This is a genomic window from Arthrobacter sp. NPDC093128, assembly GCF_040683875.1.
Classification (GTDB): domain Bacteria; phylum Actinomycetota; class Actinomycetes; order Actinomycetales; family Micrococcaceae; genus Arthrobacter.
In genome coordinates, this window is sequence record NZ_JBFBEY010000013.1 from 140,327 (window position 1) to 152,870 (window position 12,544).

General features: G+C 66.5%; 12 protein-coding genes. 4 read left to right on the forward strand and 8 right to left on the reverse strand.

Features of this window, described 5'->3' with window-relative positions:
• The first annotated feature begins 116 nt into the window (after window positions 1–116).
• On the forward strand, window positions 117–1,865 hold the full coding sequence (locus tag AB0N24_RS16615) for a pyruvate dehydrogenase (protein WP_364126457.1): 1,749 nt from the start codon (window positions 117–119) through the stop codon (window positions 1,863–1,865).
• A 96-nt stretch (window positions 1,866–1,961) separates the two neighbouring features.
• On the opposite strand, the gene AB0N24_RS16620 is transcribed toward AB0N24_RS16615, so the two are convergent.
• On the reverse strand, window positions 1,962–2,336 hold the full coding sequence (locus AB0N24_RS16620; protein ID WP_364126460.1) for a DUF1801 domain-containing protein: 375 nt from the start codon (window positions 2,334–2,336) through the stop codon (window positions 1,962–1,964).
• 203 nt (window positions 2,337–2,539) lie between these two features.
• Between AB0N24_RS16620 and AB0N24_RS16625 the strand changes: the two genes are divergently transcribed.
• Complete coding sequence (locus AB0N24_RS16625) at window positions 2,540–3,832, forward strand: serpin family protein (protein WP_364126462.1); 1,293 nt, start codon at window positions 2,540–2,542, stop codon at window positions 3,830–3,832.
• A gap of 113 nt (window positions 3,833–3,945) precedes the next feature.
• Here AB0N24_RS16625 and AB0N24_RS16630 read toward each other — a convergent pair whose 3' ends face one another.
• Window positions 3,946–4,788, reverse strand: coding sequence for a hydroxymethylpyrimidine/phosphomethylpyrimidine kinase (locus AB0N24_RS16630; protein WP_364126465.1), 843 nt, complete (start codon window positions 4,786–4,788; stop codon window positions 3,946–3,948).
• Window positions 4,789–5,102: 314 nt separating this feature from the next.
• Here AB0N24_RS16630 and AB0N24_RS16635 point away from each other — a divergent pair, with 314 nt between their 5' ends.
• Complete coding sequence (locus tag AB0N24_RS16635) at window positions 5,103–5,798, forward strand: queuosine precursor transporter (RefSeq protein ID WP_364126467.1); 696 nt, start codon at window positions 5,103–5,105, stop codon at window positions 5,796–5,798.
• A gap of 31 nt (window positions 5,799–5,829) precedes the next feature.
• On the opposite strand, the gene AB0N24_RS16640 is transcribed toward AB0N24_RS16635, so the two are convergent.
• The 6 genes from AB0N24_RS16640 to AB0N24_RS16665 all read right to left on the reverse strand — a co-directional run bounded on the left by AB0N24_RS16640 (window position 5,830) and on the right by AB0N24_RS16665 (window position 11,750).
• Window positions 5,830–6,753 carry an NADP-dependent oxidoreductase gene (locus tag AB0N24_RS16640; RefSeq protein WP_364126470.1) on the reverse strand — a complete coding sequence of 308 codons (924 nt, stop codon included), beginning with the start codon at window positions 6,751–6,753 and terminating at the stop codon, window positions 5,830–5,832.
• A 229-nt stretch (window positions 6,754–6,982) separates the two neighbouring features.
• Window positions 6,983–8,302, reverse strand: a complete 1,320-nt coding sequence (gene tgt, locus AB0N24_RS16645) for a tRNA guanosine(34) transglycosylase Tgt (protein WP_364126472.1) — start codon at window positions 8,300–8,302, stop codon at window positions 6,983–6,985.
• Between the two features lie 43 nt (window positions 8,303–8,345).
• Complete coding sequence (locus AB0N24_RS16650; protein WP_364126475.1) at window positions 8,346–9,071, reverse strand: SRPBCC domain-containing protein; 726 nt, start codon at window positions 9,069–9,071, stop codon at window positions 8,346–8,348.
• Window positions 9,072–9,130: 59 nt separating this feature from the next.
• Window positions 9,131–10,192 carry a DUF6707 family protein gene (locus AB0N24_RS16655; protein WP_364126477.1) on the reverse strand — a complete coding sequence of 354 codons (1,062 nt, stop codon included), beginning with the start codon at window positions 10,190–10,192 and terminating at the stop codon, window positions 9,131–9,133.
• Window positions 10,193–10,359: 167 nt separating this feature from the next.
• Complete coding sequence (locus tag AB0N24_RS16660) at window positions 10,360–10,899, reverse strand: NUDIX hydrolase family protein (RefSeq protein ID WP_364126480.1); 540 nt, start codon at window positions 10,897–10,899, stop codon at window positions 10,360–10,362.
• 134 nt (window positions 10,900–11,033) lie between these two features.
• Window positions 11,034–11,750 carry a VOC family protein gene (locus AB0N24_RS16665; protein ID WP_364126483.1) on the reverse strand — a complete coding sequence of 239 codons (717 nt, stop codon included), beginning with the start codon at window positions 11,748–11,750 and terminating at the stop codon, window positions 11,034–11,036.
• Window positions 11,751–11,895: 145 nt separating this feature from the next.
• On the opposite strand from AB0N24_RS16665, the gene AB0N24_RS16670 reads away from it, so the two are divergent.
• A complete protein-coding gene (locus AB0N24_RS16670) occupies window positions 11,896–12,492 on the forward strand; it encodes a YdeI/OmpD-associated family protein (RefSeq protein ID WP_364126486.1) in 597 nt (198 codons plus the stop codon).
• The last annotated feature ends 52 nt before the right edge of the window (window positions 12,493–12,544 follow it).

Below are 12,544 nucleotides of genomic sequence, written 5' to 3' on the forward strand. Positions count from 1 at the left end.
GAGGGGGTCGCAGGAATGCCCGACGTCGTTGTTTGGAAATCCTGGGAAGCGCCCTAAGGTGCGCGGACTATATTGGCCCTGTCAGCCCATCAACGTGATCGCGGGAGTGTGCACTCATGGCCAAGGAACTTGCAACGCAGCTCATCGAACAGCTCCAGGCTGCCGGTGTGCAGCGGATTTACGGGATCGTGGGGGACAGCCTCAACCCGATCGTCGACGCCGTCCGTAAGACGGGCGGTGCCCAGCACGGCGGAATCGACTGGATCCATGTCCGGCACGAGGAGGCCGCCGCGTTCGCTGCCGCGGCGGAAGCCCAGCTGACCGGCCGCCTCGCCGTCTGCGCCGGGTCCTGCGGCCCGGGCAACCTGCACCTGATCAACGGGCTGTACGACGCGAACCGCTCAGGGGCACCTGTCCTGGCCATCGCCTCACACATCCCCAGCAAGCAGATCGGCAGCGGCTTCTTCCAGGAAACCCATCCGGACCGGCTCTTCAACGAATGCTCGGTGTACTCGGAGCTGGTCAGCACGGCAGAGCAGGCGCCCCGCGTCATGCACAGCGCGATCCAGCACGCCGTCGGACTCGGGGGAGTCGCCGTCGTTACTCTCCCGGGCGATATCGCCGGTCTGGACGCAACCGGCGAGACGCCGCTGCCCGCGACGTTCCGGCGCGCAACCCTCGTCCCGGACGCCTTGAGCGTCCGGGAGCTCGCCGATGCCATCAACGCGGCCGACAAGGTTGCCATCTTTGCCGGGGCAGGAACGCAGGGCGCCCACGACGAAGTCGTCGCCCTCGCGGAAGTGATCGGCGCCCCGATCGGCCACACGCTGCGGGGCAAGGACTTCATGCAGTATGACAACCCGTACGACATCGGGATGACCGGGCTGCTCGGCTACGGCGCCGCGGCCGAGGGGATCGAGGATGCGGACCTGCTGATCCTGCTCGGCACCGATTTTCCCTATGACCAGTTCCTCCCCGGAACCCGCACCGCCCAGGTGGACCGTGCCGCCCACAAGCTGGGCCGGCGGACCGACGTCGACATCGCCGTCCATGGCGACGTGCTGCCAACCCTCACCGCGCTGAAGCCACTGCTGGCTCCAAAGAAGAGCCGCCGCTTCCTCAACCAGATGCTCAAGAAGCACGACAGGCTCATGAACAAGGCTGTGGGCGCCTACACGCGCAAGGTGGAAAAGAAGCAGCCGATCCACCCGGAGTACGCGGCCTCGATCCTGGACCAGGTGGCCGCGGAGGACGCTGTCTTCACTGCTGACACCGGCATGTGCAACGTCTGGACCGCGCGCTACATCAACCCTCTTGGCACGCGCCGGCTGATCGGCTCGTACCTGCACGGCTCCATGGCCAACGCCCTGCCGCACGCGATCGGCGCGCAGCTGGCCTACCCCGGACGGCAGGTCATTTCCGTCTCGGGCGACGGCGGGCTGTCCATGCTGCTCGGCGAGCTCATCACCGTGGCTGCCCACCGTCTGCCCGTGAACGTGGTGGTCTTCAACAACTCCACGCTGGGCATGGTCAAACTCGAGATGCTCGTGGACGGGCTGCCGGATTTCGGCGTGGACGTGCCCGACGCCGACTACTCGGCCGTGGCCCGTGCCCTCGGCTTCCACGCCGTCCGCGTCACCGATCCGGCCGGGATTGAGGAGGCTTACCGGGAGGCCTTCGCGCATCCCGGACCGTCGCTGGTGGAACTCATCACGGATCCCAAGGCGCTGTCCATCCCGCCGAAGATCACCGGGTCGCAGGTCCTCGGCTTCGCGACCGCCATGTCCAAAGTGGTCCTGAACCGCGGCGCCGGCGAAGCCGTGAGCATGGCCCGCAGCAACCTGCGGAACATCCCGCGGCGTTAGGGGACCAATGCGGCAGGTGCCCAAGGACGACGGCGCTACCGCCCGCCGTCGTACGCTTCCGCCCGTCTCTTCGCTTCCGGCGGCGGCAGCCGGCCGCTACGGCCCGCGGCGTTCGGCCGCAAGCAGCGCCGCGGTTTTTGCGATGAGTCCGTACGGTACCGGTTTGTCCAACGGGAATTTGAGCGTTCCCTTGGCTGACCGGTACGGGGCGATCTCAGCCTGGAAGTCCGCGTCCCCGGCCGGCACGGGGTACACGGAAACATGGTGCGCCCACCCCGCGAAATACACCACGTACTTGCCCTCCAGGGTGACGGTGGGGATGCCGTAGCTGATCATCTCGCCGGACTGCGGCACCGCGGCGTGGCACCTGCTCCGGATTTCCTGGAGGATGCCCTTCACTTCGGCAGGGAAGGACGCGATGTACTCGTCAACGCTGTTGAAGTGCTGGGCCATCTTGTGTTCCTCCGACATGTCACGAGGATACGCCCGTGAAGGAAGTGCGGGAGCGTTGGCGAAAACGTTGCGAATGCTGAGAGAGCGCCGGAGGGGTGAGACCAAAACGACCGCAAACCGTGACCCTACGGGCATCGTCCTGCCGCGGGCAGGCTGGTTGACTGAAGGGAGACGGGCGGATTCCCGCCACATGCCGGCAAGGCAGGTCCAAGGGGGAGAAAATGAAGACATTCCGTGTGGCCAGGATCGCGACGGCCGGTGCCCTGGTGGCCCTCACCGCATGTTCTGCGTCGGCTCCGGAACTGCTGAAGGCCGACGGCGTGGAGCGGGTTTCGGTGGACCGGGCGGCTTATGCCGCCGAACTGCGCTCCTTCCGGGCCTCCGCCCTGGGCCTCGGCGGGGCCCTGCTGGCCGACGGCGGCGACGGCTCCAACGGGAACGTGGTGTCCTCACCCGGGAGCCTGCTGATTGCGCTTGCGATGCTTCGCTCCGGCGCGTCGGGCGAGACTGCGGCGGAGATGGACAGCGTCCTGCAACTTCCCCTGGAGAACCGCGATGAGGCCATGAACGCTGTTCTCAGCTCGCTCGAGAAGTTCGACGGCGACCCCGGCGGAGTGGATGAGGACAACCCGCCGCGGAAACCTGTCATGCACGCCGCCAACGGGCTGTTCGTGGACAAGGGCGTGCCCACCGGCGAGTCGTTCCTGGACACGCTCGCCCGGCACTACGGAACCGGCGTGTATCCCGTGGACTTCAGTGATGAGGGTGCAACGAAGCCCGCCATCGATGCGTGGGTCAACCGGAACACGGGCGGCCGGATCAAGGAAGCCCCCGCAAAGTACGATCCCGACAACACATTCAGCCTGCTCAATTCCCTGTACTTCGCGTCCGCCTGGAGGACGCCGTTTGACCCGAATGACACCTCGGACCTGCCCTTCACAACAGCCGCCGGCGAGGAAATCGAGGCGCCGGCGATGCATAACGAGCTGCAGATGAAGTACGCGGAACGGGCTGGCTGGCAGGGCGTGGACCTTCCCTACGCCGACGGCTTTGTCATGCGGCTGGTCCTCCCGGACGCGGGAGCCGCTGCCGGATCCCGCCCCGCCTCAGCGGCTTTCGACGCAGCCAAGGTTACGGAAATCGCGGACACCTTCGACACGGCCGCGCTTGAAACAGTGCAGATCCAGCTGCCCCGCTGGGACCACAAATGCAGCTTCGACCTGCGGAAGGTGTTTGAATCGCTCGGCCTGCAGAAGACCCTCAACACCACCGAGGACTTCAACAACATCCAGCCCAAGATGATGATCACCCAGGCGGCACAGGCTGCCAACATCACTGTCGCTGAAAAGGGCACCATCGCCGCCGCTGTCACCCAGATCAACGGTATGGCCACCAGCGCCCCGCCGCAGCCCGAGCGGACCATCGACTTCGACCGGCCGTTCCACTATCAGATCGTGCACGTGGAAACCGGCCTGCCGCTGTTCATGGGAACGGTGGCCGACCCCCGCTCCTGACCGGGACGCTCGCTCAGATTGTGAGAGAGCGACCCGGTTTTTCGTGCGAAACGTGAGAGAGCGACCCGGTTTTTCGTGCGAAACGTGAGAGAGCGTCCGGGTGGGCGGGCAGGTTAGCGCGGGCCGCCCTGCCACAGGGCGTCGAACGGGGCGCCGGAGACCATACGGTTGCGGATGCCGGCGGTCACAAACGCCTTCGCCGTGCGGGCAGCCTCGAGCGGGGTCGCGCCCTTGGCCAGCTCGGCCGTCACCGCCGCAGCCAGGGAACAGCCGGCACCTGAGACGGCCACTTCGCCCACCTTGGGGGCGGACAGGACTTCCAGGGTGTCGCCGTCGTAATAGACGTCGACGGCGTCGGGTCCGGCAAGGCGCACGCCGCCCTTGGCCAGCACCGCGGCGCCGCTCAGCTCATGGATGCGGATGGCCGCAGCCTTGAGGGACTCGACGTCGGTGATCTCCAGGCCGGACAGCGACTCCGCCTCGAAGTGGTTGGGCGTGACAAACGTGGCCAGCGGCAGGATCTGCGCCTTGAGCGCCTGGTCCGTATCCAGTGCGTGACCGGGCTCCTGGCCCTTGCAGATGAGCACCGGGTCCAGCACCACGTTGGTGAACCCGCCGGAGGCCAGCGCGGAGGAAACGGTCGAAATGGTGGCCGGGCTGCCCAGCATGCCGATCTTCACGGTGTCCAGCACGGACGGTGCGCCTGAAGCGGCACCGTATGCCGCCGTCGTCGCCTCCAGCTGGTCCGCAATGACCTGCTGGTCCACGGGGACAAAGCGGTGGTTCCAGTTGTCGTTCGGGTTGAAGGACACGATGCAGGTCAGGTTTGCGATGCCGAAGACGCCAAGTTCTTGGAAGGTCTTCAGGTCGGCTTGCGCTCCGGCACCGCCGGTCGCCTCGGACCCGGCAATGGTGAGGGCAACGGAAGGATACGTCTCAACAGCGTCAGAAGTCATCCACCCATCCTGCCACCGCGCCCAAACAGGCCGCATTGTGCGTATGGCCAATATGGACAAACCCGGTGGTCCACGGACAGCACGCTGCGGTACAGGTCCTCCACCTGGACCCACGCACAAGAACTGAACGTGTTCAAATTTCCGGCTGATCCCGCGGCCGGTGGCCGCGCCGCGTCGGGTGGTGCGAGAATGGAAAACGGTTCCGGCGGAAGCAGTGCGCGGGAGCCTCTCCCAGTGCTAATACAGCCGGCTGCTGCAGCGATCTCCTCGCGACTTTCCGGGCAGCCGAGCGAACCACTCCGAATGGATCACCCATGACTACCGCCAAGACGTTTCCCGCCCCTGCGGCCCCGAAATTCGCCTCGATTGGTTCCCCCTACTTCGGCATCATGCTGGCCCTCATGGCCGTGGTGCTGATCCTGTCCAACATCGGGGCGTCCAAAGGCGTGGCGATCGGTCCGATCATCACGGACGGCGGCTTCTTCCTCTTCCCGCTGGCCTACATCCTGGGTGACGTCATCAGCGAGGTCTACGGGTTCAAGGTGGCGCGCAAGGCCATCATCACCACGTTTGCCCTGTCCGTGTTCGCCTCCATCTGCTACTGGGTGATCATCGCCCTGCCCGGCTTCGACGACGAGTTCGGTACCTCCAAGCAGGCCGCACTCGAGGGCGCGCTGGGCCCGGTCCCGCAGATTGTGCTGGCCTCGCTGCTGGCGTTCCTTGCCGGGCAGACCATCAACTCCTGGATCCTGGTGAAGATGAAGGCGCGCACGGGCGAAAAGTCCCTGTGGGCGCGGATCATGAGTTCCTCGGTGGCCGGCGAATTCGTGGACACGCTGATCTTCTGCAGCATTGCGGCGTCGGTCATCGGCATCACGGACTCCGGCACATTCGTGAACTACGTGCTGGTGGGCTTCCTCTACAAGACCCTGGTGGAGTTCCTCTTCGTCCCGCTGACCGCCCTGGCCATCGGCTGGATCAAGAAGCGCGAACCGAGCTACGGGGCGTAAGCGCCGCAAAGCGGCGGCGGGCGTCGCGGCGTTACACAGTCACGATGAATTTGCCGAGCACGTGGCCCTGTTCGCTTTTCGCGTGCGCGGCCGCGATATTGTCCAAGGAAAAGGTTTCCTCGACCGGAAGGCGAAACTTTCCCTGCTCGAATAGCTCAGCCGCTTGGGCGCGTGCTTGCGGCGCACGGTCCGGGCCTATCCCGCCAGTGAGCCGAACGCCATACTCGGCGGCCCGGTTGTCGGCGGTGGTGATAACCCTGGCGGCACTGCCCGTGAGCTCAATGAGCTCCGGCAGGATCCCGGAGCCCACCGCGTCGAGGGCGACATCGACTCCGCTCGGGGCAACCTCCCGCACACGGTCAACGAGGCCGGGGCCGTACGTCGTCGGGATCGCACCGAGGGAGCGCAGATACTCGTGATGCCCTTCACTGGCCGTACCGATCACAGTGGCTTCGGCGGCGAGGGCGAATTGGACGGCGGACAGGCCCACACCGCCAGCGGCTCCATTGACAAGGAGAGTCTGACCGGTCTCCAGGGGCAACACGTTCAACGCCCGGCGCGCCGTTTCGGTCGACATCGGATACCCGGCAGCCTCTTCGAAGGAGAGACTCTCCGGTTTCTTCGCCCACTCGGCCAGCACGGCGTACTGGGCCGCCGCACCGGTGGAGGAGGCGCTGATGGGGACGCTGCCGAAGACCTCGTCGCCGACGGCGGTTCCCTTCACACCGTCGCCGACCTCGTCCACGATTCCGGATGCATCCAGGCCCACTCCGGCAGGAAAACTCATCGGCATGACGGCTGCCAGTGCCCCGCGTCGAATCTTCCAGTCGAAGCTATTGACGCCTGCCGCACGAACGGCCACACGGATCTGGCCAGGCCCGGCGTGCGGTTCCTCCACGTCGACTACCTTGAGGACCTCCGGCCCGCCATACTCGGTGAATTGGACAGCTTTCATGGCAGTCTCCCCTTCTGAGTTTGCGGCACGGTTGCTTTCCTCATCATGCCAACGACCCTTGCCCGGGGCAAGGAGTGGCGGAGCCATCAGCTACCCAGCAGGCCTAGACGTTGGGGCCCTTCTCGTAATGCTAGACGCACCCCCTGAGCACGGGCCTGCCTACTGCCACCGCTTCCGGCTCGTGAGGATCTGCTCGACGAATCCGCCGAGGGTGTCCTCATCGGCAAAATCAGAATGGATGCCTAGAGGAGTAGTAGCGGCCCAAGGTCTCGGCCTTGAAGTCGAAGAAGTTGCCGGCTTCGATGGCCAGCCGGGCGTCCTCCACCAGCTTCACCACGAAGCGCTCGTTGTGGATGGAGATCAGCGTGGCCGAGACCATCTCCTTGGCCTTGAACAGGTGGTGGATGTAGGCCCGGGAGTAGTTCAGGCAGGCATAGCAGTCGCAGCCTTCCTGCAGCGGGCCGAAGTCGCGCTTGTACTTGGCGCCGGACAGGTTGAACCGTCCGTCCGGGGTGTAGAACGCAGAGTTGCGGGCCACCCGGGTGGGGGAGACGCAGTCGAAGGTGTCCGCGCCGTTCTCGATCGCGGTGAAAATGTCGTCCGGTTCGGAGATGCCCAGCAGGTGCCGCGGCTTGTTCTCCGGCAGTTCCTCGTTACACCACCGAACGATGGTGCCCAGGTTCTCCTTCTCCAGCGCCCCGCCGATGCCGAAGCCGTCGAAGTTCATGGCGCCAAGGTCCCGGCAGGCCTTGCGGCGCAGGTCCTCGTACTGCGCGCCCTGGATCACGCCGAACAGCGCCTGGTAGGGCTTGCCCGCCCGCTCGGCGGTAAGCCTGAAGTGCTCGGTGATGCAGCGTTCGGCCCAGCGGCGGGTGCGTTCCAGCGACTCCTCCTGGTAGCCGCGGGAGTTCTGCAGCGTGGTCAGCTCGTCGAAGGCGAACATGATGTCGGCCCCGATCTGGTGCTGGACGTTCATGGAGATCTCGGGGCTGAAACGGTGCCGGTCGCCGTTGAGGTGGCTCTTGAACCACACGCCATCCTCGTCCACGTGGGCCAGCCGCTCCTTGCCCGGCGCCACGGCATCATCAGGGCCCGACGAATCAACGGACTTCATGTCGATGACCTTCTTGAACCCGGAGCCCAGGCTCATCACCTGGAAGCCGCCGGAGTCCGTGAAGGTGGGCCCGGACCAGTTCATGAAGGCGCCCAGCCCGCCGGCCTCGTCCAGGATGTCCGCCCCCGGCTGGAGGTACAGGTGGTAGGCGTTGGCCAGGACCGCCTGCGCGCCCAGCTCGGCGATGGATTCGGGCAACACGGACTTCACCGTGGCCTTGGTGCCGACGGCGATGAACGCCGGCGTCCGGATCTCGCCGTGCGGGGTGCTGATGGTGCCGGTCCGGCCCAGGAATTCCCCGCCGTTGGCGGCCACCTGCTCCGGCGTCGGCGAGCACGTCTCACTCAGGCGCTTGCCTACGGCGAAGGAAAACTCGGACTGCAGGGCTGCGGCCTCCGGCTCGAACGAGAGCGAAGGTTCAGTATTGGCTGGCACGGTTCAAGTGTGCCAGCTTCCGGTGGCGAAACTTAGCCGGCCGTCAGTGCACGGGGTCCGATGTGGGGTAGTTCTCAGCCCGCCAACTGTCCCAGCCGCTGCGGATATCCTCCAGCCGGTGTGCCCCCAGATCGTAGGTGGAGACGATCACCATCGACCCGCCGTCGGGCCTGACCTCGGCGATGGGCGGCTGGTCGGCGACGATCAGCAGGCCGTCGCCGTGTTCGGCGTAGCTGTGCACGGTGAGCCCCACCTGGTGGTTGGTGCGGTACCAGACCTTGCCCGAGATCTTCTCGCCGGTGGCGAGGGTCAGCGAGAACGGCTCACCGGGCGCGGGGATGTCCCGGAGTCCCAGCTTGTCGATCGCGGAGCCGTCCCCGCCGGGAACTGAAAAGAAGGCTGTGCGGCGCTTGCCGTGCGGGTGGTGCTCCAGGGCGAAGCGGAGCTGCTGGAGGAACGTCAGCCAGCTTTGGGTGATGTCCTCGTCCCAGGCGGCCCACTCGGAATTGTGGTCCAGGGCTGCCCGGGTCACGCTGACCTGGGTGCCGGTGGAAACGGGTTTCAGGGCGAACTCATCCCCGCCGTCCACAGTGAGGCTGGTGTGGTCAGGGCCTTCAACCACGGTGTCCTTGAAATAGATTTCGTTGATTTCGGCGGCCAGGTCCTCGGCCTCCCAGCCGTGCCACTGGGCAACCTTGGCCGGTTCACGCAGCATTGTCCAAACCTGCTGCGCATCGGAATTAATCACAACGCTCAGTTTGTTCGTCATGGGGTGAATCTACAACGCCCGGCGCCGCCGGGGTAGGGCCAAACGGGTGGTGCCTCGCCTCAGGCCCGGACGGACTCGAGTTCGTTGGCGATCCGGCGCTCCAGCTCCTTCAACCCGATGGTTTCCGAGCCGCCGTGCGCCCGCAGGAACATCAGGGCCTCAAGCCGCAGCAGCCGCCATTCGCGTTCGGCATCCGGGTTCGAGTTGTCGATGGCCCGGAAAATTTCCTTGTCGTACAGGTTGGGTTCGTTCAGGGAGCGCTGCCGGATCTTGGCGTTGATGCGGGACTTGAACGGGTCCGTTTCCATCGCATCGGGGGCGCGGAGGAGCTTTTCGTACACATCGGCACGGTCCTCTTTCCCGGTCTGCCGGCAGATGTAGCTGGACAGGGACAACGCCGCCTCGACGGACGTCCACCGGCCCGGGTTGCCGTCGAACGGCAGCACGTTGAGCAGGTCCGCGACGGCCAGGGCGCCCTCGGCATCCTTGAGGGTGACGAACAGTTCATTGGCCAGGTCACTGAGGTCCTTGAGGCAGCTCCCGGACTTGGTGTTGATGCCCTTGGCCAGCCGGTCGCTCAGCAGCATCACGCCCAGTGCGTCCGGGTGCGCTGCCGCGGCGGCCCCGACTACGGACTCCGGTGTTCCCGAAGGCTCCGGGATCAGCGCCAGTTCCTCCTCGCTCGGACCGGCGGCCGCGGACGTTGCCGGTGTTGTGGCCGGCCGGGGAGGCACGACGACGGCGGGAGCCGCCGGGGCGCCGCTTTCCCCGGCGGAGTCTGCCCGGGCGGCGGGGGGCTCAACGACCTGAAGCGAGGTGGCGGCGTCGGACTCTTCGGACACTGTGTCCCCACCGGAACGGGAGTCGTCACCGGTGGCGGGGCCGGTAGTGGCGGAGCCGGGCCCTGCCACCAGGACGGTTGACCCGGCCGCGATGCGCAGGACCCCGCCGCCGGTGAGGGTTGCGAGGACCACGGCCGGCGTGCCGAAATCGTCGTCCTCCACGAGGACGCTCTGGATTTCGGCGGACCGTTCGCCGTCGGGCAGGAGCAGGAGGTGGCCGGTCTGCAGAGAGCCAGCCTGGAGCTCACTGTAGTGCTGGGCGGCTGGGGGGTGGGTCATCGGGAGTCCTTAAGTTCTCTTGCGGTCCGCCCTACAGTCTACTAACGGGCCCGCCCGAAGTCGGGGACGCCCGGGTTCCTTCGAGCGTCCCCGCAGGCGCTACGGCACTGAAACCAGCACTGCAAGCGGCCCCCAGGCCCGCTGTCAGTGAAGGCGATACGGAGGGCTTAGCTGCCCACTCCAGCGAACGCGAGCGCCTGCCGGACAAGGACGCCGCGGCCGCCGCTGAATTCAAGCTGCACGTCCGGGCTCAGGACCTCTTCGGGCGTCATCCAGGTGAGCTCGAGCGCATCCTGGCGGGGCTCGCATTCGCCCGTGACCGGGATGATGTACGCCAGGGAAACAGCATGCTGGCGGTCATCGGTGAATCCCGTGTGGGACGGCGCCGGGAAGTACTCAGCCACGGTGAACGGCACCGGGCTGATGGGCAGCTGCGGGAACGCCAGCGGGCCGAGGTCCTTTTCCATGTGGCGGAGCAGGGCGGCGCGGATGGTCTCGCGGTAGAGGACGCGGCCGGACACGAGGGAACGGACCATGGTGCCGTCCTCGTCGGCCTGCAGCAGGGTACCGACTTCGTTCACGAACCCCAGGGGATCAAGGCGGACGGGTACGGCTTCCACGTAGACCATGGGAAGCCGGCCCCGGGCTTCGAAGAGGTCCTCATCGGACAGCCAGCCGGGATTCGGGTCAGGAGTGCGCACGTTCATGCTTAAGTTCTACCCCATCCCCGCCCGAACCCCGCGCCGCAACTTCACACGGCGGGGACGGATTCGATTGGTTCCCCTGCCGCGATCCTGGCCAGGACGGTCGGTTCGCGGCCCCGGCGCCGACAACAGGCCCCTCAGTGCCGGGCTGAAACCCAGAGCGCCGGGGCGTCGGCGCCCACCTCGTCGGGGTTGGCCACGTGCAGGGTCCGTCCGAAGGCCTCTTCCGTCATAGTGACCTGGTGGCCCGCAGCAGCCAGCCGGTCCCGCAGGGCGGACAGGTCGCCGGTGTACTCAAAGCCCAGGCCGGACCGGGCGTTGCCGTTTCCGGGGCGCACCATCAGCACGCCCCCGTTCTTTGCGGTGAAGTCAGCGGTTTCGTCGTCATCCGGGACCGGCCGGAGCCTGGCGCCCATCCTGCGCAGGGTCTGTGCGGCGGCCGCGGCGTCCGGAGTGAACCAGACCTCGACGACGGCGAGCGCCGGATCGGCGTCCGCGCTCTGGGTGCTGTGGGCGGCTTTGTCCGCGAAAAAACTGAAACCGTCTTCGCCCGTGATCCGGCAGGTGTCGCCGTGGTCTGCCGTGGTCAGCTCGGCCGGCGACGTCCCGTCTTCCACTCCGGACTCGTTGGTGCGCCGGGCGAACTCGGCGAGGTCACCCACTTCGACGCCGAACGCCGTCGTCCCGTCCCCTGCGGAGCCGGCCTCGGCGGCGTGCAGCGCCAGCCGGCCGGATCCGGCGTCGTACTCCTTCCAGGAACCGTCATCGACGGTCCGGATCATTCCCAGGTCGGTGAGCAGCCGCTCCCACTGGTCCAGGCGCGAGGTGAAATGGATGGGGCGGACACGCAGCATTGGATCTCCCGGGGTGAAGGCTGAAGAATTGTTGGTGACATGGCCATGATGCCACGCCTTGAATGAGGAGTCCCGTGGAGCAGAATGGTGCCATGGCCATGATGCCACGCCTTGAATGAGGAGTCCCGTGGAGCAGAATGGTGCCATGGCCATTGAACTCGAGGAACTTCTGCTGAAGGATGCCGCCGAATGGCGCACCTGGCTGGAACAGCACCATGCCACCAGCCCGGGCGTGTGGCTGGTGCTGCACAAGAAGGGCGGCAACACCACCGAACTGGACTACGAAGCCGCGTTGCAGGAGGCGCTGTGCTTCGGTTGGATCGACGGCCAGGGCAAACGGCGCGACGACGAAAGCTCCTTCCAGCGGATGACCCGCCGCGGGCCCAAGAGTGTCTGGTCGGCACGGAACGTGGACCGCATCGAAAAGCTTGAGGCCGCCGGCAGGATGACAGCGGCGGGCCGCGCCGCCGTCGACGCCGCCAAGGGGGACGGCCGCTGGGAGGCTGCGTACTCCGGACAGGCATCCGCGGAACTGCCGGAGGACCTGGCGGCCGCCATTGCGGCCGAACCGCGGGCGCAGGCCATGTTCGACGTGCTGACGTCGGTGAACCGCTACGCCCTGATCTACCGGACGAACTCGGTCAAGCAGGCAGCCACCCGGGAGCGCAAGATCAAGGGGTTCGTGGAGATGCTGGCGCGCGGCGAAACCCCGTACCCGCAGAAGAAGCGCCCCGCGGACTAGCCGGGTCGCACGGCGCATAGGCGCCCGCTGCCGGGCACCGCGGCGCCCGGCG

Excerpts from the sequence above, each read along its gene's own strand:
- AB0N24_RS16655 (WP_364126477.1), bottom strand. The coding sequence starts at position 10,192 with ATGACCCACCCCCCAGCCGCCCAGCACTACAGTGAGCTCCAGGCTGGC.
- AB0N24_RS16660 (WP_364126480.1), bottom strand. The coding sequence starts at position 10,899 with ATGAACGTGCGCACTCCTGACCCGAATCCCGGCTGGCTGTCCGATGAG.
- AB0N24_RS16620 (WP_364126460.1), bottom strand. The coding sequence starts at position 2,336 with ATGTCGGAGGAACACAAGATGGCCCAGCACTTCAACAGCGTTGACGAG.
- AB0N24_RS16670 (WP_364126486.1), top strand. The coding sequence starts at position 11,896 with ATGGCCATTGAACTCGAGGAACTTCTGCTGAAGGATGCCGCCGAATGG.
- AB0N24_RS16635 (WP_364126467.1), top strand. The coding sequence starts at position 5,103 with ATGACTACCGCCAAGACGTTTCCCGCCCCTGCGGCCCCGAAATTCGCC.
- AB0N24_RS16615 (WP_364126457.1), top strand. The coding sequence starts at position 117 with ATGGCCAAGGAACTTGCAACGCAGCTCATCGAACAGCTCCAGGCTGCC.
- AB0N24_RS16630 (WP_364126465.1), bottom strand. The coding sequence starts at position 4,788 with ATGACTTCTGACGCTGTTGAGACGTATCCTTCCGTTGCCCTCACCATT.
- AB0N24_RS16640 (WP_364126470.1), bottom strand. The coding sequence starts at position 6,753 with ATGAAAGCTGTCCAATTCACCGAGTATGGCGGGCCGGAGGTCCTCAAG.
- AB0N24_RS16665 (WP_364126483.1), bottom strand. The coding sequence starts at position 11,750 with ATGCTGCGTGTCCGCCCCATCCATTTCACCTCGCGCCTGGACCAGTGG.
- AB0N24_RS16625 (WP_364126462.1), top strand. The coding sequence starts at position 2,540 with ATGAAGACATTCCGTGTGGCCAGGATCGCGACGGCCGGTGCCCTGGTG.
- AB0N24_RS16650 (WP_364126475.1), bottom strand. The coding sequence starts at position 9,071 with ATGACGAACAAACTGAGCGTTGTGATTAATTCCGATGCGCAGCAGGTT.